15 protein-coding genes are annotated in these 22,533 nt (G+C 62.3%); 5 read left to right on the top strand and 10 right to left on the bottom strand.

What is annotated here, in order from left to right:
- Positions 1–37 precede the first annotated feature (37 nt).
- From KYT97_RS26125 to KYT97_RS26135, 3 genes are all read right to left on the bottom strand, one after another.
- A complete protein-coding gene (locus KYT97_RS26125) occupies positions 38–4,171 on the bottom strand; it encodes a bifunctional nitrate reductase/sulfite reductase flavoprotein subunit alpha (RefSeq protein WP_219111031.1) in 4,134 nt (1,377 codons plus the stop codon).
- Positions 4,172–4,317: 146 nt separating this feature from the next.
- A complete protein-coding gene (locus KYT97_RS26130; protein WP_033232878.1) occupies positions 4,318–6,345 on the bottom strand; it encodes an alpha/beta hydrolase family protein in 2,028 nt (675 codons plus the stop codon).
- Positions 6,345–6,953: a GNAT family N-acetyltransferase gene (locus KYT97_RS26135; protein WP_033232876.1), complete on the bottom strand. Its 609-nt coding sequence runs from the start codon at positions 6,951–6,953 to the stop codon at positions 6,345–6,347. The genes KYT97_RS26130 and KYT97_RS26135 overlap by 1 nt, the downstream gene beginning before the upstream one ends.
- An 82-nt stretch (positions 6,954–7,035) precedes the next feature.
- Here KYT97_RS26135 and KYT97_RS26140 point away from each other — a divergent pair, with 82 nt between their 5' ends.
- Positions 7,036–9,345: an FdhF/YdeP family oxidoreductase gene (locus KYT97_RS26140; protein WP_172936710.1), complete on the top strand. Its 2,310-nt coding sequence runs from the start codon at positions 7,036–7,038 to the stop codon at positions 9,343–9,345.
- A 1-nt stretch (position 9,346) separates the two neighbouring features.
- The gene (gene fdhD, locus KYT97_RS26145; protein ID WP_219111033.1) at positions 9,347–10,216 is read left to right on the top strand and encodes a formate dehydrogenase accessory sulfurtransferase FdhD; all 870 of its coding nucleotides are present in this window, start codon (positions 9,347–9,349) and stop codon (positions 10,214–10,216) included.
- Here the strand turns inward: fdhD and KYT97_RS26150 are convergent.
- Genes KYT97_RS26150 through aroQ form a run of 3 tightly spaced genes read right to left on the bottom strand, consistent with a single transcriptional unit; the run spans position 10,173 to position 13,404 of the window.
- Complete coding sequence (locus KYT97_RS26150) at positions 10,173–12,080, bottom strand: sugar phosphate isomerase/epimerase and 4-hydroxyphenylpyruvate domain-containing protein (protein ID WP_172936711.1); 1,908 nt, start codon at positions 12,078–12,080, stop codon at positions 10,173–10,175. The two genes, fdhD and KYT97_RS26150, sit on opposite strands and share 44 nt — an antisense overlap.
- A complete protein-coding gene (locus tag KYT97_RS26155) occupies positions 12,077–12,955 on the bottom strand; it encodes a shikimate dehydrogenase (RefSeq protein ID WP_172936712.1) in 879 nt (292 codons plus the stop codon). The genes KYT97_RS26150 and KYT97_RS26155 overlap by 4 nt, the downstream gene beginning before the upstream one ends.
- Positions 12,955–13,404 (bottom strand): type II 3-dehydroquinate dehydratase, encoded by a 450-nt coding sequence (gene aroQ, locus KYT97_RS26160; RefSeq protein ID WP_033232866.1) that lies wholly within the window; start codon positions 13,402–13,404, stop codon positions 12,955–12,957. Before aroQ ends, KYT97_RS26155 begins: the two co-directional genes overlap by 1 nt.
- 114 nt (positions 13,405–13,518) lie before the next feature.
- Here aroQ and KYT97_RS26165 point away from each other — a divergent pair, with 114 nt between their 5' ends.
- The 3 genes from KYT97_RS26165 (at position 13,519) to KYT97_RS26175 (ending at position 18,009) form a co-directional block, all read left to right on the top strand.
- Complete coding sequence (locus tag KYT97_RS26165; protein ID WP_219111036.1) at positions 13,519–14,193, top strand: TetR/AcrR family transcriptional regulator; 675 nt, start codon at positions 13,519–13,521, stop codon at positions 14,191–14,193.
- A 50-nt stretch (positions 14,194–14,243) separates the two neighbouring features.
- A complete protein-coding gene (locus tag KYT97_RS26170) occupies positions 14,244–16,466 on the top strand; it encodes a glycoside hydrolase family 3 C-terminal domain-containing protein (protein ID WP_219111039.1) in 2,223 nt (740 codons plus the stop codon).
- Between the two features lie 205 nt (positions 16,467–16,671).
- On the top strand, positions 16,672–18,009 hold the full coding sequence (locus KYT97_RS26175) for an MFS transporter (RefSeq protein ID WP_033232862.1): 1,338 nt from the start codon (positions 16,672–16,674) through the stop codon (positions 18,007–18,009).
- Between the two features lie 85 nt (positions 18,010–18,094).
- Here the strand turns inward: KYT97_RS26175 and clpX are convergent, their stop codons facing one another.
- From clpX to tig, 4 genes are all read right to left on the bottom strand, one after another.
- A complete protein-coding gene (gene clpX / locus KYT97_RS26180) occupies positions 18,095–19,375 on the bottom strand; it encodes an ATP-dependent Clp protease ATP-binding subunit ClpX (protein ID WP_033232860.1) in 1,281 nt (426 codons plus the stop codon).
- Between the two features lie 244 nt (positions 19,376–19,619).
- Positions 19,620–20,282 (bottom strand): ATP-dependent Clp protease proteolytic subunit, encoded by a 663-nt coding sequence (locus KYT97_RS26185; protein WP_033232858.1) that lies wholly within the window; start codon positions 20,280–20,282, stop codon positions 19,620–19,622.
- A 48-nt stretch (positions 20,283–20,330) separates the two neighbouring features.
- Positions 20,331–20,918, bottom strand: coding sequence for an ATP-dependent Clp protease proteolytic subunit (locus KYT97_RS26190; RefSeq protein ID WP_007730960.1), 588 nt, complete (start codon positions 20,916–20,918; stop codon positions 20,331–20,333).
- Between the two features lie 200 nt (positions 20,919–21,118).
- On the bottom strand, positions 21,119–22,492 hold the full coding sequence (tig, locus tag KYT97_RS26195) for a trigger factor (protein WP_033232854.1): 1,374 nt from the start codon (positions 22,490–22,492) through the stop codon (positions 21,119–21,121).
- Positions 22,493–22,533: the final 41 nt, after the last annotated feature.

Below are 22,533 nucleotides of genomic sequence, written 5' to 3' on the forward strand. Positions count from 1 at the left end.
TTTGCACCTCTCACCGCCGCAACTGAGGCTTCGTAAATCAGTAGACGTCACGCACGTAGCGTTTCTCCGCTGCCAGTGCCTTGACGTATGCCTCGGCGCTACGGGGTGCAAGCTTTCCGTATTGTGCAACCACACCGCTCAAGGCGCCGTCGACATCCTTGGCCATCCGCTCGGCGTCACCACACACGTAGAAGTGTGCGCCGTTCTGCAGCCACTCCCACAGCTGCGCACCCCGCTCACGCATTCGGTCCTGGACGTAGATCTTCTCCGATTGGTCCCGGGAGAACGCGACGTCGAGTTCTGTGAGGAATCCGTCTCTGCGGAGCTCTTCGATTTCTTCGCGGTAGTAGAAGTCGGTAGCGGCGTGCTGTTCCCCGAAGAACAGCCAGTTCGGTCCGGTATGCCCCAATGCTCGCCGTTCGTGCAGGAACGCTCGGAAGGGCGCGATGCCAGTGCCCGGCCCCACCATGATCATGGGAGCCGCAGGATCCGACGGCGGCCGGAAATGACTGGATTTTTGCACGTAGATGCCGATGTCGTCACTACCGGCGTAATCGGCCAGGTACGTCGAGCACACCCCACGTCGCGGGACACCCACGACGTTGTACCGGACGGCGGAGACAGTCAGCTGCACCTCGTTGGGATTCTCCTTCGGGCTCGACGAAATCGAATACAGCCGCGGTTGAAGAGGTTTGAGCACACCGAGCCAGTCGTCGACGGAAGCCCGAACCGGAGACTGGGCCAACACGTCGACGGATTGCCTGCCCCACGACCAATCCTTGAGCACAGCCTTGTTCTCCGGCTTCAGCAGTTCCGCCAGATCAGTGTCCCGGGTCCGCTGATGCACGAATCGCAGCAGATCACTGTTGACGCGCGTGATCTCGAGGCGTTCGGAGAGCGCGGTACGCAGCGTCATCGCGCCGTACTCCCCCAGTTCGACTGTGCTCTCGCCGTCGAGACCGGCAACCGAGAGCCATTCGTCCACGATCGGAGTGCTGTTGCGGGGCCAGACACCCAGGGCGTCGCCGGCCTCGTAGCTGACGGTGCCCTCCGGCAGATGAAAGCCCAACTGGCGCACATCTTTTGTCGAACCCGGGCGATTGAGAACAACATTTCGGGTCAGGCTGGTGATCAGTGGAGATTTCTTGCTGTACTGGCGCGAACTGTCCGGCGGTGAACTCACACGAGACGTTCCGACCACAACGGGGCTGGGCTGATCTCCTACTGCAGTCGCGTCCCCCACTGCAGCCGCGACTGCGTCCAACCAACCGGCAGCATCGTCCTCGTAGTCCGGTTCACAATCGACACGATCGACGATGCGGGTTGCGCCGAGTTCAGCCAGCCGAGCGTCGAGTTTGCGCCCGTGACCACAGAAGTCGTCGTAGTTGGAGTCACCGAAAGCGATGACGGAATAGCGGGTCCCCGCTAGCGAAGGCGCTTCGTCCCCGGTCAACGCGTCCCACAATCCGCTGCCATTGTCCGGCGGATCTCCGTCGCCGGTCGTGCTGGTGATCAGCAGCAGTTCACGAGTGTCCGCAAGATCGGCGACCGAGAACTCATCCATCCCGTATACCCGCACCGGCAAGCCGACTCCCCCCAACCGAGTCGCACAGGCTGCGGCAAATTCCTCGGCGTTGCCGGTTTGCGACGCCCAGAGCACAACGATCTGTTCCCGCTGCGCGTCGGGCTTCGGGGGGCCACCCGAAACGAGAGATCGTGAGTACAAGCCGGCCAGGACACCGTCGACCCACATCCGCTTGCCCGAATCGAAGGGCGCAGTCGGTGGCAAGGTCGGAACCCCAGGCGTACGGTCGGCATCCGATCGCAGCGCGGCGAGAAGTCCGGCGAGATACTGCTGTTCGAGTGGATCGAATGCTGGTGCAGGCGCATCGGTTTGACCGAAGACATCAGCGAGAACGTCGACCCTCGACACGTGCGTTGTCCTCTCGACGGGAGTAGCTTCCGGCGCTCTGACGGCGACCTTGGTCAAGGTGACAGCGCAGGCCTTGAACTCCGGTTGCTGCGACGCCGGATCGATTGCATCGTTGGTGACGGCGTTGATGGTCAGGTATTCACCGAATGCGTCGTTCCAGTGAAATGGCGCAAAGCAGTTCCCCGGGCGCACCCGGTCGGTGACCAGAGCGGGCAGCACCGCGCGGCCGCGGCGTGAGGCAACCTCGATCGCGTCCTTGTCGGCGATACCGAACCGAGCGGCGTCGTCGGGATGCATTTCGACAAATGGGCCGGGGTTGAGTTTGTTGAGTTTGGCGACCTTGCCGGTTTTGGTCATGGTGTGCCACTGATGTGCCAGACGTCCGGTGTTGAGCAGGAACGGGTAGTCGTCGTCTGGCATTTCGGCGGGCAGCATGTGTGGCCGGGCGAAGAACGACGCGCGGCCACTGGCGGTAGGGAATGCGAGGCGCGGAGTACTGCCGTCGTCCCGGACAAGCAATTGCTGACTGACACCGTCATTGAGGTATCGAATGGGGTGGCGGTCCTGATCACTGTTAGGTGGGCAGGGCCACTGGATCGAGTTCTTGCGGAGGCGCTCGTACGTCACGCCCCGCAGGTCGTAACCGGTCTTCGGATTCCAGAACTGCTTGATCTCCTCGAACACGTCCTCTGCACACGTATAGGTGAATGCGTCGGCATAACCCATCTCGCACGCGATCCGGGCGATGATCTGCCAATCCGGTAATGCTTGGCCGACCGGGTCCAACGCCTGCTGGAAGAGCGTCAGGTTGCGTTCGGAGTTGATCATCACTCCGTCGGACTCGGTCCACAACGACGCCGGGAGCAGAACGTCGGCGTATTCGTTCGTTTCGGTGCCGAGGAATGCGTCCTGTGCGATGACAAGCTCAGCTTGCTCCAGGCCGGCGAGCACCGTCTTTCGATTGGCCACCGTTGCAACGGGATTGGTGCAGATGATCCAGCACGCCTTGATCTCTCCGGCCGCCATCCGGGTGAACATGTCGATGGTCCCACCGCCGACGTCCGTGCGCAGCGACCCGTGTGGGATGCCCCACCGGTCCTCGACGAATTCACGGTCGCCGTCGAACATCACCGCACGCTGACCAGGCAAACCTGGCCCCATGTATCCCATTTCGCGGCCACCCATGGCGTTCGGCTGACCGGTCAGCGAGAACGGGCCACTACCGGTTTTGCAGATCGCGCCGGTGGCGAGATGCAGGTTGCAGATTGCGTTGGTGTTCCACGTTCCGTGGGTACTCTGATTCAAACCCATTGTCCAGCAGCTCATCCAGTTGCCGGCCTCACCGATGAACCGGGCGGCGGCGCGGATGTCCGCCTCGGGAATACCGGTGATCTCAGCAACCTTGTCCGGCGTGTACTCCGCGAGGAAGCTGGGCATGACCTCCCAGCCTTCGGTGAACTCGGCGATGAACTCGGGATCGGTGTGACCGTCCTCGACCAGGAGGTGCAGCAGTCCGTTGAGCAGCGCAAGATCCGTGCCGGGTGCAATCTGAAGAAACAGGTCTGCCTTGTCGGCAGTGGCGTTGCGTCGAGGGTCGACGACGATCAATGTCGCGCCCGCCTTGACGCGTTCCATCATCCGCAGGAACAGGATCGGATGGCAGTCCGCCATGTTCGCGCCGATCACGAAGAACACATCTGCGTGTTCGAAGTCCTGGTAGGAACCGGGCGGTCCGTCGGCGCCCAGGGACTGCTTGTAACCGGTGCCGGCACTGGCCATGCACAGCCGAGAATTGGATTCGATCTGATTGGTTCCGATGAATCCCTTGGCCAGTTTGTTCGACAGGTACTGGGCTTCGAGGGACATCTGCCCCGACACGTACAACGCAACGGCATCCGGGCCATGCTCGTCGACCATCGCGCGCAGACGGTTCGCCGTCTCGGTGATCACAGCATCGATGTCCGCTGCCTCGATCGCACCGCCGCGACTGGGCCGTAGGTATGCGGACTCCATGCGCCCAGGTCCGGCCAACATGTCCGCAGTTGTGCTGCCCTTGGTGCACAACCGCCCGAAATTCGTGGGGTGAGTCTTCAGACCCGACGACTGTGCCGCTTTCCTACGTCCCGTTTCCGGATCGGTGATGATGTCGAGCACCAGACCGCAACCCACTCCGCAGTATGCGCAGAGTGTGTCGACACTAGTGGTTCCGAGCTGAGTAGTACCGAGTTGAGCGCCCATCGTTCCTTGCATCCCTTCGACCGAGAATCAAGGTCGATATTGATCATCGGATGCCGATGTTTCGGGCCTTCGTGTCCGACGTTGCGGGTCAATCACTCTTTCCTCACGGCGACGTTTGCCGCGATGTGAGGCGCCGACAGTCCTGATCAGCCGAGTATCTCCGGCAGGGAGACGTCCTCACCCAGGATGTGCTCGGACAGGAAAGCGATCACCACCTCGTACCAAATCTTGGTGTGCGTCGGTTTGAGGACCCAGTGGTTCTCGTCCGGGAAGTAGAGGAACCGATGATCGGTCTTTCCGTCAGCGTCGGCAGGCAATCCGGACTCCGCAAGAAGTTCGTACCAAAGGCGCAGCCCCTCACCGATCGGAACGCGGTAGTCCTTGTCGCCGTGAATCACCAACATCGGGGTGTTGATATCCGCCACGTAGAGGTGCGGTGAGTTGTCGACGGCCATTTCCGGTGACATTTCCCGTTGCCAATACCACGCCGAATCCGTCGTCGGACCGAATTGATCCAGCGCCCACAGGCTCGCGTGGGTGACAATCGCGTCGAACCTGTCGGTATGGCCGGCAATCCAATTCGCCATGTAGCCACCGAATGAACCGCCCATTGCGCCGGTGCGGTTCGGATCGATCTCGGGAAGTGCCACGGCGGCGTCGGTCACAGCCATCAAGTCGGTGAAGGGAGCTTTGCCCCACTGGCCCCACCCCCGCTGCACGAAGTCCTGGCCGTATCCCGTGGACAAGGCCGGGTCCGGCAACAGCACCGCGTACCCCTTTGCCACCAACAGCCAGGGGTTCCACCGCCACGACCACGTGTTCCACGAATTCAACGGACCACCGTGCACCCACAACAACAACGGCACCGGCGCATGAGCAGCAGCACCGGTCGGCAACGCCAACCAACTCCGAACCTGTGTCCCGTCCTGCGCCCTGGCGCTGATCTCCGTCAGGGTGCCGGGCAGTTCCGGCAACGCGTCAGGCCCGCGCAACGGCAATACCTCACCCGAGCGAAGAGCAATACGCACCACGTGCGGCGGAGCCTCGTACGATGCGCGCAGCGCGTAGAGGAACTCACCCTCCGCAGACACTCGAATGTCGGTGTAGGCGGCAGCATCCTTGGTCAGCCGCACAGGCTGACCCCACAGATCGATGGTGAAGACGGGCCCGCGACCGCCATCGTCGGCAGTGACGACCAAGCCCGATCCGTCCGAGAGCCACGCGAGCGACGTCGGCCAGCGATCCCAGCCGTCGGCAACAGCGGTTACGGCGCCCGTTCGGAAATCGTAGAGCCCCAAGGACACTCGTGGCGCATGATCCGGAGTTGTGAGAGTTTCGCGAATGAACGCGACGCGAGTGCCGTCCGGAGATACGGACGGACTGTGCACGTCGGCCTCGGCATCGTCCACCAGTGTGGCTCGATCCCCACTCACCGTGTCGATCCGCACGATGGTCGAGCGACGGGCAGCGCCGGAATCTCCCACGGCCCACGTGGACACGACAAACAAACCGTCAGCGCTGATCGACATCGAACCCTCGCGCAGTGCCGCACCGGCGCTCGGTGTCACGTCGCGCAGAACAACAGCACCCTCCGAATCGGATTCCCCGACAACAAGATGCGGTTGATCCGGCCCCAGATCGTGATCCCAGTGCCGCACCGGATAACCGGTGTGGAGCATCGCCGTGACCTTGCCGTCCTTGCGGGCCGCGCGGATCTCGTCGTCGTGCTCCAGCCCACGCGCCGACGCCATCACCGGGGTGTGCGCAACAAAGGTCGGGGCCGACCGCGCGGCCGTCACCGAAGACACGCCGCTGCCGCGACGGCACACCACGCTCGCCTCACCACCGTCGGCAGGTAACCGCCACAGTGCCGGTTGCGGCGAGTCCTCCCCCGGCACGGAACGTGTTGCGGTGAAGAGGATGTCGCCGTCGAAAGCAAACGTGGCACCGGACTCGCTGGTTGTGCCCCAGGTCAATCGCCTGGCCTGCCGACGGCCTTGCGGATCGAATTCCCACAGCGACGATACGTATTCGGTACCGGTGTCGTCGAGAACCGCGCGCCCACAGATCAGCCTCGATCCGTCCACCGAGAGTGCCAGACCCGACAGTCTCGGCAAGGCGATGTAATCGTCCAACTCGTCGAACGGCGTACCGCCGTGCAGCTCAGGCAACATCACTTCGGCTCCCGCAACATCGGATAAACGGTAGGTCCTCCATCAGGTATCACGATTTCATCGGTCACTACGAACCCGAAACGGTTGTAGTACGGGATGTTCTCCTTCTTACTGGATTCGAGATAAGCCGGTATCCGATCGCGATCGCACCGATCGAGCCTTGAGTTCAGCAGCGCCTTGCCGTACCCGCCGCCGCGCGCCTGTGCTCCGGTACCGATGGTGGCGAGATACCAGTGCGGCGTCTGTGGGTGAGCCTTCTCGAGGACCCCACCCACTTCGGCACCCACCATCATGCGGGTTCCCAATGCGCGCACCACCGCCGGAAAACTGATCACGGACTCCCACGTCGACTGCTTCCATCGCCCCGGCGGATCCCAGAGTGCCGCTCCCCCGATCACGCCGTTCTCGTCGACCGCTACTTCCGACCCACCTCCGGCCAGGTGGTGATAGCGAACTTCGGCGGCAAACAAACGTGCCAACCGCGCGCGTCGAGATTCCTCGTCGGGCAGTATCCACACCATCAGCGGGTCATCCTCGAACGCGTCTGCGAGGACTTCTGCAAGTGCTGGAATATCTGCGGTTTCAGCCGGCCGCACGTTCACACCCATCGTGCGAGCGTACCGGCAAGGCGACGCGACACACATTTCCGCTTTCATGGCATACCCGTCGCATTCGGGAGAGTATGGAGTCATGACGCGCAAGGGCCCCATCAAGGACATCGACGAATCCGACCTCGAGGTCACGCACCCGAAGGATTACGCCGCGGGCGTTCCCGCTGTCCTCGTCTCGTTGCAACGTGGTGTCGAACAGATGGGCGCTCTCCGGACCGCGCGCACCTTGGCCAGGCTCAATCAACGCCACGGTTTCGACTGCCCCGGTTGCGCGTGGCCCGAAACTCCAGGTCACCGCAAGCCCGCCGAGTTCTGCGAGAACGGCGCAAAGGCTGTTGCCGAGGAAGCGACTCTGCGCACCGTCACACCGGAGTTCTTCGCCGAGCACTCGATCGCGGAACTCGACGGCAAGACCGACTTCTGGCTCGGTCAGCAAGGACGCCTGACGCACCCGATGGTGCTCACTCCCGGTGCGACGCACTACCAACCCATCGATTGGGAAGGCGCCTACGCGCTGATCGCCGATCACCTGACTTCCCTCACCTCCCCTGACGAAGCCGTGTTCTACACGTCCGGTCGCACCTCCAACGAGGCCGCGTTCCTGTACCAGTTGATGATTCGCAGCTACGGCACGAACAACATGCCGGACTGCTCGAATATGTGTCACGAATCGTCGGGCAGCGCCCTCACCGCGTCGATCGGCATCGGCAAGGGCTCCGTGACGGTTCCCGACCTCGAAAACGCCGACCTCATACTCATCGCCGGGCAAAACCCGGGCACCAATCACCCTCGAATGCTCTCGACACTCGAGAAGGCAAAAGGCAACGGCGCCAAGATCATCGCAGTCAACCCGCTTCCCGAGGCCGGACTGCGACGCTTCAAGGATCCGCAGAAGGTCTCCGGCGTGGTCGGTCACGGTGTCGACATCGCGGACGAATTCCTGCAGATTCGTCTCGGCGGCGACATGGCGTTGTTCCAGGGACTCGGCAGACTTCTCCTCGAGGAAGAGGACCGCAACCCGGGCACGGTCGTCGACCGCGCATTCGTCGACACGTACTGCGCGGGCTGGGACGACTACGAAAAGAACGTTCGCGCTGTTGATCTCGACACCGTTCTCGAAGCAACCGGGCTGACGATGGCGCAACTGACCGAAACAGCGTCGGCCCTCGCTCGTTCCGAACGCACCGTCATCTGCTGGGCGATGGGTCTGACTCAGCAGGCACACGGAGTCGCGACCATCGAGGAAGCCGTCAATCTCCTGCTGATGCGCGGAATGATGGGCAAGCCAGGCGCCGGTGTCTGCCCCGTTCGCGGGCACTCCAATGTCCAGGGCGATCGCACGATGGGCATCTGGGAAAAGATGCCGGAAGAATTCCTGGCCGCTCTCGACACCGAGTTCAAGATCACGGCGCCGCGAAAGCACGGCTGGGACACCGTCGACGCGATCCGGGCCATGAACGCAGGCAAGGCAAGCTTCTTCATGGCGATGGGCGGCAACTTCATCCAGGCCAGTCCCGATACCGCGGCCACCGAAACCGCGCTGCGCCAATGCGAACTCACCGTTCAGGTCTCCACCAAACTGAACCGCAGCCACGTTGTCCACGGGCAAACCGCGATCATCCTCCCCACCTTGGGCCGCACCGACCTCGACGTCCAAGCCGGCGGCAAACAGCTGGTATCCGTGGAGGATTCCATGTCGATGGTGCACCTCTCGCGCGGGCGACTGAACCCGGTCAGCCCATACCTGCGCAGTGAAGTCGCCATCATCTGCCAACTCGCCCGCGAACTCCTCGGCAGTGATCACTCCGTACGCTGGTCCGCCTTCGAGGGAAACTACGACCTGATCCGCGACTCCATCTCACGCGTCGTGCCGGGCTGCGAGAACTACAACACCCGCGTCCGCCAACCCGACGGATTCCAATTGCCACACCCGCCGCGCGATTCGCGCGAATTCCACACGCACACCGGCAAAGCCAACTTCGGCGTCAACGAACTGAAGTGGCTGCCCACCCCTAGCGGCCGATTGATTCTGCAGACCATGCGAAGCCACGACCAGTACAACACCACGATCTACGGCCTCGACGATCGTTACCGCGGGATCAAGGGCGGCCGCAAGGTCATTCTCGTCAACGCCGACGACATCACCGCACTCGGATTCCGCGACGGCGATCTCGTCGACATCGTGTCCGAGTGGACAACACCTGACGGCACACTGGAAGAGCGGCGGGTCACGGAATTCCGCATCGTCTCCTACGACACGCCGCGTGGCAATGCTGCGGCGTACTACCCGGAGACAAATCCGCTCGTTCCCCTCGAACACGTTGCAGCCAAGTCGAACACGCCGGTCTCGAAGGCCGTCACCGTTCGACTCGAAGCATCAGGCGCATGAGATGGGACGAGTCACCGCACGAACACCGGTCGTTCGAATCTCGGGCGATCGAGTGCTCACCCGCCCCGACACACTTGCCGTCGAGGAACCACTCGAAATGAGGGTCGGCGGCCAGGTGCTGGCGGTGACGATGCGAACACCGGGCAACGACGTCGACCTCGTGCACGGATTTCTTCTCAGCGAGGGCGTCATCGCCACCCGTGACGATGTCAGCATCGTTCGCTACTGCGACGGCGTCGACGAGACCGGTGCAAACACGTACGACGTCCTCGACATCGCTCTGGCTCCCGGAGTGCCGTTGCCCGACCACACCACCGACCGCAACACCGTCGTCAGTTCCGCGTGCGGAGTGTGCGGCAAAACCTCACTCGACGCCGTCCGGACAACCACCAAGCACCCGTTGGTCGGCGACACCACCACCGTCCGCTCGACCACGCTGTCGTCAATGCCGCTCACGCTTCGACGACGACAGCGCATCTTCGAGACCACCGGCGGCTTGCACGCAGCCGGATTGTTCACCACCACAGGCGAACTGCTTGCTCTCCGCGAGGACGTCGGCCGTCACAATGCGGTAGACAAGGTGATCGGCTGGGCCATCACCGACGGCCGAGTACCCCTGTACGACACGATCTTGATCGTCAGCGGCAGGGCGTCGTTCGAACTCGTCCAGAAGGCCGTCATGGCCGGCATTCCGATCCTCGGTGCCGTCTCGGCTCCGTCGTCACTTGCCGTGGAACTGGCAAAGGAGTCGGGACTGACGCTTGCCGGTTTCATCCGCGGCGATTCGATGAACGTCTACTCCCACCCGCACCGAATCGAGGTCGTCGCTACTCCGCGCGCAGCTGAGCCGACAGTCGCACAGCGGAGTTGACCTCGCCGTAACCCTCGTACCCACCCACGCGTTGAACGACCTCGAAGAACAGGTCGGCGCCGACGGTCGGGGTGAACAGGTGGAAGAACTCGCCGTGAGCATCCGCGTCGTAGAGGATTCCCGCGCCGCGCATACGGTCGAGCAGTTCGGCATTGAGACCGAAGCGCGCTTCGAGATCTTCGTAGTAATTCGGCGATATGGGAAGCGGCGCATAGCCCCAGTCCGCCATGGTGGCTGCCGCGGCAAAAATATTCTCACACGAGAAGGCAACGTGGCTGACGCCGCCGCGGCGCACGGTGGGCAACCCACTTCGGCTGCCGTCCACCATGTTCAGCGAGATACGCAGAGTGTTTCCCGAACCGTCCTGAACGAGGGTGAGCGCCTGGCTCCGCATGAGTCCCACAGAATCGGTGACATCCAGCCCCTCGTGCGGATGCATCTCGAAGACAGACCGCAGGAGCAGCATGACGGAGTCCCAACTCTCGGCCGGGACGGCAAGGGCAACATGGTCGATGCCCGTGAGCACCGACGCCTCCGCGCGGTTGCGGGCGGCCGAGAGCGGGTAGATGTCGAACGCCGATTCCCACGCCGCCGCACTGCCTGGGCCGCGTAGGTCGATCGACGTCGCGTCGGTGACCTTCAGGCGGACGACGTCCGGAACTTCGGCATTCTCGTCCGCCGAACCTGGCAACCGCACCTGTTCGACCGGCACCTCCAGCGCGAGTGCTCGCCGGCCCCACACCTCGGGTTCAGTTGCGCGGATACCGATCTGAGTGAGAACCGGCAGGTCGGCCGGGAGACCGGGCGCGCTCCACACCGTCCCAGCCGTCGCGTCGACGGCGATGGTCAGAAGGCCGTGGCGCCACAACTGCAGATCGTGATCACGATGGCGTCCGACCAGGTGAAAGCCCACCGAAGACAGCATCGTGTGAAGCTGATCCTGCTTGGCCGGTCCGGCCGCGACGCGCAGCGAGACGATACCTTCGAGCGGAGTCCGCTCCGGTGCCGTGAACAACTCGGGTCCATCCCCGACCGACACGGCGGCGGACACCTGCTCCTCCAAGTGGAGCAGCGACCGGTGGGCGTCGACTGCCGTTCGCTGTGTGTCGGCCCGACGAAACACGTCGTTGAAGATTTCGAGTGACCACGGTCCCGTGTAGCCGGCGGCGTGGACGTGCCCGGCAAAAGTGCTCAGGTCGAAGCTGCCCTGCCCCGGGAAGTTTCGGTGATGCCTGCTCCACTGAAGGATGTCCATCGCCATGAACGGTGCGTCGGCCAACTGCAGGAAGAATATCTTCTCACCGGGGATATCCCGGATTCCAGCGGGATCGTCACCGCGGGACAGGATGTGGAAGCTGTCCAAGCAGGTTCCGAGTGACGGGTGATCGACTTCCTCGACGATCTTCCACGCATGCCGGTAAGTATTGACGTGTCCGCCCCAGGCCAGCGCCTCGTACGCCACCTTCTTGCCGTGCTCGGACGCCAGCTCTGCCAGCGCCGAGAATTGTTCGACCAACTGACCGTCGTCATGGCTTGCCGTCGGCAACGGCGAGGAACACACAAGCAGTGTTTCGCAGCCCAGCTCTTCCATGAGCTCGAACTTGCGCTGCGCCCGAACAAGATTCCGGGCGAATTGATCCTCGCTCCGGGAATCGAAATCACGAAACGGTTGATACAGATCCAGGGTCAGCCCCAGATCCGCGGCCCGCGTGCGCAGTTCCTTCGGCGACCACGGCGAGGCGACAAAATCCGGCTCGAACACCTCAAAACCGTCGAAGCCCGCCGCGGAAATCGCAACCAGCTTTTCTTCGAGGGTGCCACTGAGTGACACGGTTGCTATCGACGTTCGAACCGGCGTGTTCATCGGGCTACCGCCGCCTGCTCGCCCTGGACAAGGGCAGTCATGTGGGCGAGCATCCGATCACTGTCCGGCTCGATACCGGTGAAGATCCGGAAGGCGTCGACGGCTTGGAAAACGGTCATCCCGCCGCCACTGAGCGTCGGGGCACCGATCAAGCGCGCCTGGCGAAGGAGCTCTGTTTCGAGGGGGCGGTACACGATCTCCGCAACCCACAGGTCCGGGCGCAGAAGATCCGGGGAGAACGCCATACCGGGGTGCGCGGCCATTCCCATCGGGGTGGCATGAATCAACCCGTCGGCGCCGGCGAGTGCATCGGCCAGGTCGTCGGTGTGCTTCGCTACCACGCTCTGAGTGGGAAACTGCACTGCCAACGTCCGCGCAAGTTCCTGCGCCCGAGCAAGACTCGAATCCACCAATGTCAGCACGCGAGCTCCGCGCGTCAGCGCCGCATACGCAACGGCAGCACCCGCGCCGCCTGCACCGAGCTGGACCACCCGGTCCAGCTTCGCGCCGGGGAGTCCCGTGTCGAAGTTACGTCCGAAGCCGGACCAGTCGGTGTTATGACCGATCGCTTTGCCGCCCTCGAAGAGAACCGTATTGACGGCTCCGAGTTTTGCTGCGTCAGCCGACAATTCGTCGAGATGCTCGATCACCAGCTGCTTGCATGGGTGGGTGATGTTGAGGCCACGGAAGCCGAAACGCTTGGCGTAGGTGAGCAGTTCACCGATATCCGACGGCGCCAGCCCCATCACGTCGAGATCGAGGATGCGGTAGACGTACGGCAGAGACTGCGCCCGTCCCTCCTCCTCGTGCATGATCGGTGTCAAGGACGCACCGATTCCTGTGCCGATAAGGCCACAGAGAATTGTCTCGCTCATCAGTTCTCTTCTCCTCGGACGCACACGAACTCGACTGCGGCGCTGTATCCGTCGATCCCCAGTCCGCAGATGACGGCGTCTGCAATTCCGGACACGTACGAGTGCTGACGGAAGCCTTCACGACTGTGAATGTTACTGATATGGACCTCGACAACGGGAGCTTCCAGCGTGACCAGCGCATCCCGCAAGGCGACCGACGTGTGCGAATAGCCGCCGGGATTGATCACGATGCCGGCAACTCTTCCGCGCGCCTCGTGGATCCAGTCGATGAGCTGACCCTCGTGATTCGATTGCTTTGCCTCGACGACGGCACCGAAGTTTGCGGCCGCGACCTCACAGCGGGCAACTACGTCATCAAGGGTGTCCCGACCGTAGAACTCCGGTTGGCGCTGCCCCAACAGATTGAGATTGGGTCCGTTGAGAACCAGGATCGGTCTTGATACTGCCATCGGGTCACCTCGAAGCTAATGTACGAACTAGTGAGTTAATTTATCGGACACTACTCCTCCGACGCGCACTCGACAAGGAACTCACCCAACTCCGTCGCAGATAGAGTGAGGTCCATGGTCTCCGAGCACTCCGCGAATGCACTGGCATCCAAGCCCGAGAAACGACGTCGAAACAGCGATCTCACCCGAGTGAACATCATCGCCGTCGCGACCGAGGAGTTTGCCGACAAGGGTTTCGCCGGAGCCCGCGTGGACGAGATCGCCACCAAGACTCACACCACAAAACGCATGATCTACTACTACTTCACCGACAAGGAAGGGCTGTACAAGTCGGTTCTGGAACACGCGTACAGCGTAATCCGGGCGCAGGAGCGTGAACTCGATCTCGAGGGCCTTGATCCGACGGCAGCTGTTCGCGCACTTGCAGAACTCACCTTCGATCACCACGAGCAGCACCCGAACTTCATTCGCCTGGTGGCCAACGAGAACATGCTGCGCGGCGAGTACATCGAGAAGTCCGAAGTTCTCAGCGGACTCGGCGCTCCCGCCGCGGACCTGGTGTCACAGATCCTCCTCGACGGCCAGAAGGCCGGCACGTTCCGAGAAGACGTCGATGCTCTCGACGTGCACATGCTGATCAGCAGTTTCTGCGTCTTCCGCATCGCCAACCGCTACACATTCAAAGCGCTCTTCGACCGCGACCTCATCGCCCCGACGCATCGCGAGCACCTGCGAACCATGCTCGGCGACATGGTCGTCGCTTTCCTGACGGCGCCTACCCCCGCCTGACCGACTACCAACTAATTGACTTCGGAGCACTCGCAACCGGGAGGACACACGTGACCGAGAACAGCGCGCAGGGACTTTCACTCGAGGACAAGGCTTCCTTGACCTCGGGATCGGATTTCTGGCACAGCCAGGATGTCGCCGGAATTCCGTCGATACTGCTGACCGACGGCCCGCACGGCGTTCGCAAACAACCGGAGGGCGGTGACGCGCTCGGGCTCGGTCAGAGCATCCCGGCCACGTGTTTCCCGCCGGCCGTCGGACTCGGTTCGTCCTGGAATCTCGACCTCATCCGCCGCGTCGGCGAAGCGCTGGGCGACGAAGCCAAAGCCGAGCAGGTCTCGGTCCTTCTCGGCCCCGGTATCAACATCAAACGATCCCCCTTGTGCGGGCGGAACTTCGAGTACGTCTCCGAGGATCCCTTCGTATCCGGCCGCGTTGCTGCCGCACTGATCATCGGTATTCAGTCCCGCGGCGTCGGTACGTCGCTCAAGCATTTTGCCGCCAACAACCAAGAACACGACCGCATGCGGGTCAGCGCCGATATCGACGAGCGAACCCTGCGGGAGATATACCTCGCTGGATTCGAGTACGCGGTCACCACGGCAGCGCCCACCACGGTGATGTGCTCGTACAACAAGATCAACGGCGTCTACGCGAGCCAGAACCATTGGCTGCTCACCGAAGTTCTGCGCGAGCAGTGGGGATTCGACGGCCTTGTCGTTTCCGATTGGGGAGCCGTGAACGACCGGGTTGCGGCGATTGCCGCCGGTCTGGATTTGGAGATGCCTCCCTCGGGCGCCGACGGACAGATCGTCGACGCCGTGCGCAACGGCCACCTCGGCGAATCCGTCGTGACCACAGCTGCCGAGCGGGTGGCGACGCTGGTCGACCGTACCGCAGGCGCTCGGATCGAGGGCCACACCTACGACGCTGCGAATCACCATGAACTCGCCCGGACCGCTGCCGCCGAATCCGCGGTCCTCCTCGAAAACGACGGCGAGATCCTCCCCCTGACCCCGGGAGGGCAGACCGTCGCGGTCATCGGCGAGTTCGCTTGCAGTCCGCGGTACCAGGGCGCCGGCAGTTCGCAGGTAGTACCGACCACCCTCGACAATGCGCTGGACGCAATCCTGGCCATCGCGGGTTCCGACCGCGTGACCTTCGCTCCGGGATTCACCTTCGACGGCACCCCGGACAGCGACAAAGTCACCGAAGCCGTCGACGCTGCCCGCAGGTCCGACGTGGCCGTCCTCTTCCTCGGCCTCCCGTCAGCCACCGAATCCGAGGGGTTCGACCGCTCGGACATCGACTTGCCCGCCGACCAGATCGCCCTGCTGAAAGCAGTGCACAGCACCAATCCGAACACCGTCGTGGTCTTGTCCAACGGTGGCGTCGTCTCGATCAACCCGTGGCGCATGTACGCCGCCGCCATCCTCGAAGGATGGCTTCTCGGCCAGGCAGGCGGGTCGGCGATCGCCGACATCCTGTTCGGTCTCGTCAACCCGTCCGGCCACCTCACCGAGACGATTCCCCTTCGGCTGCAAGACAACCCGTCATACCTTCATTTCCCGGGATCTGCGCAACACGTCCGATACGGGGAAGGTTTGTATGTGGGATACCGCTACTACGACTCCGTCGACCACGACGTTGCCTACCCCTTCGGCTTCGGGCGAAGCTACACCACCTTTGCCGTCACCGACACCGCAATCACCACTGGAGAAAATTCTGCCGAGATCACGGTGACCGTGCTCAACACCGGTGATCGAGCCGGCAGCACGGTTGTCCAGGTATACGTCCACGACGCGGGCTCTGCCGTCGACCGCCCTACCCAAGAGCTGAAGGGCTTTGCCAAAGTCCACCTCGAAGCCGGGCAATCGACAACCACGACGATCACACTCGACCCGCGCGCATTTTCCTACTGGTCCGCCAAGGACCAGGACTGGGCCGTCGAAGCCGGTGACTACGACGTTCGCGTCGGCTTCTCCTCGCGCGACATTGCAACCACGGACAGGATCACCCTGCCGGGAAACATCGGACCTCGCCCGCTGAACGCCATGTCGACCATCGCCGAGTGGTTCGCACATCCGGTCGGAGGCCCAGTTCTCGGCGCCGCGATGGCCGCTGCCGCCACCGAAGATTCCCCGCCGATAGCGCCCGAACTGATGGCCATGGCCGGTTCCATGCCGCTCGGCAAACTCGCGGCCTTCGGCCTCGGCATCACGCAGGAGCAGGTAGCCGAACTGGTTGCGGCCACACAGCGGCCTCAGCCATAGCTCTCTGAACTGGGGTTTCGATAACCAACCGAAACGTAGCTAGATTTTTATGAACTATTTGGTTAATAATCTTGTGTAGTCGGTGTGGCGTCAGTTACATTCTGTGTATCGCTCTCCGCACAAACGTTCAAAGTACGAACAAGTACGCCGAACACCACGTCGCGGATGTAGAGCCCTCCACTTTCGCTTCCACCAGGAGATGAGCATGTCAGCTAGCACGGTCACACCGTCGGGACCTGAGGCAGGGCACTTGCCCACAACAGACACCACCAAGGTCAAACGCGCCGCTACGTCGTCGTTCCTCGGCAGCATGCTCGAGTACTACGACTTCTACATCTACGCATCAGCCGCCGCGCTCATCTTCCCGACGGTGTTCTTCCCCGACAGCGGGCACGCGGCACTGCTCTCCCTCGCGACATTCGGAGTTGCCTATATCGCGCGTCCCGTCGGCGCCGTGGTTCTCGGACACTTCGGCGACCGCGTCGGCCGCAAGAAGATCATGCTGCTGACACTCATCATGATGGGCGCGGCCACCTTCTTCATCGGATGCATCCCGAGCGCCGACTCGATCGGAGTGTTCGCGCCGATACTGCTCGTCCTGATGCGCATCGCCCAGGGCATCTCCGCGGCCGGCGAGCAGAGTGGCGCGAGCTCACTCACTCTCGAACACGCACCGGAAGGCCGACGCGCCTTCTTCTGCAGCTGGACGCTCAACGGCACTCAAGCCGGATTCATCCTCGCCAGCCTGGTATTCCTCCCCATCGCGGCGCTGCCCGACGACATTCTCTACACCTGGGGTTGGCGAATCCCGTTCTGGGGCAGCCTGATCGTTCTCATTGCCGCCTACATCATGCGACTCAAGCTCGAAGAGCCCGAAGAGTTCATCGAGCAGCAGGAATCCAAGGCCGTTGCGAAGCTCCCCGTCGCCGACCTGCTTCGCACACACAGCGCAAATCTGGTCCGCGTCATCTGCTGCGCCTTCATCGCCGTCGTGTCGACCATCTTCTCCGTGTTCGGTCTTGCCTTCGCTACCACTGAAGAAGTGGGAATCCCGAAGTCCACGATGCTGTGGGTTGCCATTGCCGCAAACGCTGTCGCACTGATCAGCCAGCCTGCCTGGGCGATATTGTCCGACCGAATCGGCCGTCGACCGCTCTTCGTCGGTGGCGCACTGGGCAGCGCGGTCTTCATCTACGTCTACTTCGGTGCGATCGCCAGTGGAAACGTTCCGCTCATCTTCCTTGCGGCAATCGGCTTGATGTCCGTCTTCTACGCGGCACCCAACGCCATCTGGCCGTCGTTCTACTCCGAGATGTTCAACACCAAGGTCCGCTACTCGGGTATCGCAATCGGAACCCAGGTCGGATTTGCGCTCGCCGGCTTTGCACCCGCCATCGGCAACGCTCTGATGGGCGGCGACAAGACACACTGGATGCCCGTCGCAATTCTGACCTCGGTCGCCTGCGTCATCTGTGCGATCTCAGCCTTCACCGCCAAGGAAACCTTCCGCACCCCGCTCAAGGAACTCGGCAACCCGATCTAGCCGAACACCCCACAAACAACTGTGGCCCGGCATCTCGCGAGAGATGCCGGGCCACAGTTGTTTTGACGTTAAGCCTGTTTTGACGTTAAGCCGTCTTGTCGCGGCGTTCGCCGCGCTCCGGCTTACGCGGGACGATAGTCGGCAGAACGTTGTCGATGACGGTCTCGGCGGTCACCACAACCTTCTCGACGTCGTCGCGACTGGGGATGTCGTACATCACGGGGAGAAGAACTTCTTCCATGATGGCGCGCAGCCCACGGGCACCGGTGCCACGGAGAATGGCCTGATCGGCAATCGCGTCGAGGGCTTCCTCGGTGAACTCGAGTTCCACGCCGTCCATGTCGAACAGTCGACGGTACTGCTTCACCAGAGCGTTCTTGGGCTCGGACAGAATCTGGACGAGCGACGCCTTGTCGAGATTGGTGACCGACGCGATCATCGGCAAACGGCCGATGAACTCGGGAATCAGACCGAACTTGATCAGATCCTCGGGCATGACCTCGGCAAAACGATCGACTGTGTCGAGTTCTGCCTTGGAGCGCACCTCGGCACCAAAGCCGATGCCGCGCTTGCCTACCCGATCGGACACGATGCGTTCGAGGCCGGCAAACGCACCAGCGACGATGAACAGCACGTTCGTGGTGTCGATCTGGATGAATTCCTGATGCGGATGCTTGCGCCCACCCTGCGGCGGAACGCTGGCCTGCGTGCCTTCTAGAATTTTGAGCAGAGCCTGCTGAACACCCTCACCGGAGACGTCCCGGGTGATCGAGGGGTTCTCGCTCTTGCGAGCGATCTTGTCGACCTCGTCGATGTAGATGATGCCGGTCTCGGCGCGCTTGACGTCGTAATCCGCAGCCTGAATCAGCTTGAGCAGAATGTTCTCGACGTCTTCACCGACGTAACCCGCCTCGGTCAGGGCCGTTGCGTCCGCAATCGCGAACGGAACGTTGAGCATCTTCGCCAAGGTCTGCGCGAGATACGTCTTACCGCAGCCGGTGGGGCCGAGCATCAAGATGTTGGATTTTGCGAGTTCGACGGTTTCGCCGCGGGCATCGCGGCCCTTGTCGCCGGCTTGAATACGCTTGTAGTGGTTGTACACAGCCACTGCGAGCGTCCGCTTGGCGGAGTCCTGACCGATGACGTAGTTCTCGAGGAAATCGCGGATCTCCGCGGGCTTCGGCAGCTCGTCGAGTTTGACCTCACTCGACTCGGCCAGTTCTTCCTCGATGATCTCGTTGCAGAGGTCGATGCACTCGTCGCAGATGTACACCCCGGGTCCTGCAATGAGTTTCTTGACCTGCTTCTGGCTCTTACCGCAGAAAGAACACTTGAGCAGATCCCCGCCGTCGCCGATGCGTGCCATCTCGTGAGGTCCCTACTTCCTTCGTGTACGTGCACTCGCCAGAACGCAGATCCAGAACCAGCCCGTGATGTGACGGTACCCGTTGTTCCGAACCACGGTCGACCTGTTGTCGGCGATTCGTCGACGGATTATCAAGAATATTGTCGGGGAAATAGTTCAGGCATGTCTTCCACCTGGTACTTCCCGACCGATCCGCCTCGCATCGCGCACCGAATTTCGGTGGTCGACACGAGGCGGAAAACGACTACTTCTGTGCGCTGAGCTTCCGGTACGCCAGAACGTCGTCGATGATGCCGTATTCCTTGGCCTGCTCGGCCGTGAGGATCTTGTCACGATCGGTGTCGACGCGGATCGTCTGCGGATCCTTGCCGGTGTGCAGAGCCAACGTGTTCTCCATGAGACGACGCATACGCTCGATCTCGGCTGCCTGGATCTCCAGATCGGAAACCTGGCCCTGGATACCGCCGGTGGCCGGCTGGTGAATCAGGATGCGCGAGTTGGGGAGCGCAAAACGCTTACCCGGCGTACCGCCGGCGAGCAGAACAGCAGCAGCCGACGCGGCCTGGCCGAGGCAGACGGTGGAGATGTCTGCACGCACGTACTGCATCGTGTCGTAGATCGCCATCAGCGCGGTGAACGAACCACCGGGCGAATTGATGTACATCGTGATGTCGCGGTCCGGATCCTGCGATTCCAGAACCAACAGCTGTGCCATGAGGTCGTTCGCGGACACGTCGTCGACCTGCGAGCCGAGGAAGATGATGCGCTCCTCGAAAAGCTTGTTGTACGGGTCGGACGTCTTGACGCCGTAGCTGGTCTGCTCCGTGAACTGGGGCAGGATGTAGCGCGACTGCGGGCCCGACGGCGCCTGGCCGCCCAGCGAGTTAGCTCCGAAAAGGTTTGTCATCAGTTCTCCAAAGTATGAATTGGGCAGCAATAGGACGGATCAACCGACTCAGTTGCCGGTGCCGCCGGCCTGATTCGCACGAGAGACGACATGGTCGACGAAGCCGTACTCGAGGGCTTCCTTCGCCGTGAACCAACGATCACGGTCCGAGTCAGCGGTGATCTGCTCGACCGTCTGACCGGTGTGCTGAGCGATCAGCTCGGCCATTTCACGCTTGGTGTGCTTGAACTGCTCGGCCATGATCGCGATGTCGCTGGCGCTACCACCGATACCGGCGGACGGCTGGTGCATCATGATGCGGGCGTGCGGCAGGGCGTAACGCTTGCCCTTGGTGCCTGCCGAGAGCAGGAACTGCCCCATCGACGCGGCGAGACCCATGCCGAACGTCGCGATGTCGCACTCCGCGAACTGCATGGTGTCGAAAATCGCCATACCGGCGGTGACGGATCCACCAGGCGAGTTGATGTAGAGCGAGATGTCTCGCGTCGGGTCCTCGGCCGAGAGAAGCAGGATCTGCGCGCACAGCTTGTTTGCGATGTCGTCGTCGACCTGGGTACCGAGGAAAATAATGCGCTCACGGAGCAAGCGCTCGTATACCGAGTCGCTGAGGTTCAACCCAGCGGTGGCTGAAGTCATGGCGGGACTCTGCAAAGTCTCCAGGTGATTGGAAGTCACGGTACCTGCCTTCTATGTGGATCTTCTTTGCCAAATACGAATTGCTGACACAGACACTAACCAAGTAGGGCGGCACCGGAGTCCCGGTGCCGCCCTACTTCGCTCAAAGCGGAAAACTCATTGCAGCCGATCGCGGTGAAAACACCCGATAACCTGCTTTTTTACTTGTCTTCGCTCTCGGCAGAATCAGACGCCTCTGCGTCCTCGTCAGCCTTGCCGTTACCGAAAAGCTCAGCGGTGTCCACAGCAGCGCCGCTGCTGTCGGTGACGCCGGCAGCCTCGACGACGGCTGCGAGAGCCTTGCCGCGACGGACATCGGCGAACATCGCACCAAGCTGGTTGGCCTGCTGGATCTGCTGGATGAACTGCTCAGGAGCCATGCCGTAACGCTGTGCCTGGAACAGGATGCGCTCGGTGAGCTCGTCCTGGCCGACGGTGACGTCGTTGGCGTCCGCGATGGAGTCGAGCAGGAGCTGCGTCTTGACGGAGCGCTCAGCGGCCTCCAACGTGTCCTTGTCGAACTCTTCGCGGCTGCTGCCCTGCTCTTCGAGAGCCTTGTTCAGAGCCTCTTCGTCGTGATCGAGACCGTGAACGGCGTCGTGCAGCGCAGCGTCGACCTCAGCCTTGACGATGGCCTCGGGCAACGGAACCTCGACCGTCTCGAGCAGCTGCTCGAGAACCTTGTCGCGGATCTGGCCGGCCTGCTCGACCTTGCGGACGCGTCCGACGCGCTCGCGGAGGTCTGCCTTCAGTTCGTCGAGGGTGTCGAACTCGCTGGCGAGCTGAGCGAACTCGTCGTCCTCGTCCGGAAGCTCGCGCTCCTTGACCGTCTGAACGGTCACGGTGACAACAGCTTCCTTGCCTGCGAATTCACCGGCGACCAGAGTCGACGTGAAGTCCTTGGACTCCCCCGCCTTCAGGCCGATGATGGCTTCGTCGAGGCCCTCGATGAGCTGGCCCGAACCGACCTCGTGCGACAGTCCGCTAGCGGTAGCCTCGGCAACGTTCTCGCCGTCGACGGTGGCCGACAGGTCGATGGAGACGAAGTCGCCGTCCTCGACTGCACGGTCGACGCCCGTGAGGGTGCCGAAACGCTGACGCAGCGAGAGCAGCTGCTCTTCGATGGCCTCATCGGTGATCTCGATCGGATCGACCGTGACGTTGATGGAGCTGAAATCGGGGAGTTCGATCTCGGGGCGCACGTCGACCTCGGCAGCGAATTCGAGGACGTCGCCGTCTTCGAGCTTCGTGACCTCGATCTCGGGCTGGCCGAGTGCCTTGACGCCGGCGCTGGTGACAGCCTCGGAGTAACGCGACGGCAGAGCGTCGTTGATGACCTGCTCGAGCACAGCGGCGCGACCGACGCGCGCCTCGAGGAGGCGGGCCGGGGCCTTGCCCGGACGGAAGCCTGGGAGACGAATCTGCTGCGCGAGGGCCTTGTAGGCCTTGTCGAAATCAGGCTTGAGTTCCGCGAAGGGCACCTCAACGTTGATACGGACTCGCGTCGGGCTGAGCTGCTCGACGGTGCTCTTCACGAAACTTCGCTCCTTCGTCTGGTCTTGCTCATAACTGGCTT

Origin of the sequence: Rhodococcus globerulus, assembly GCF_019334125.1 — a bacterium.
GTDB classification, from domain to species: domain Bacteria; phylum Actinomycetota; class Actinomycetes; order Mycobacteriales; family Mycobacteriaceae; genus Rhodococcus_F; species Rhodococcus_F globerula.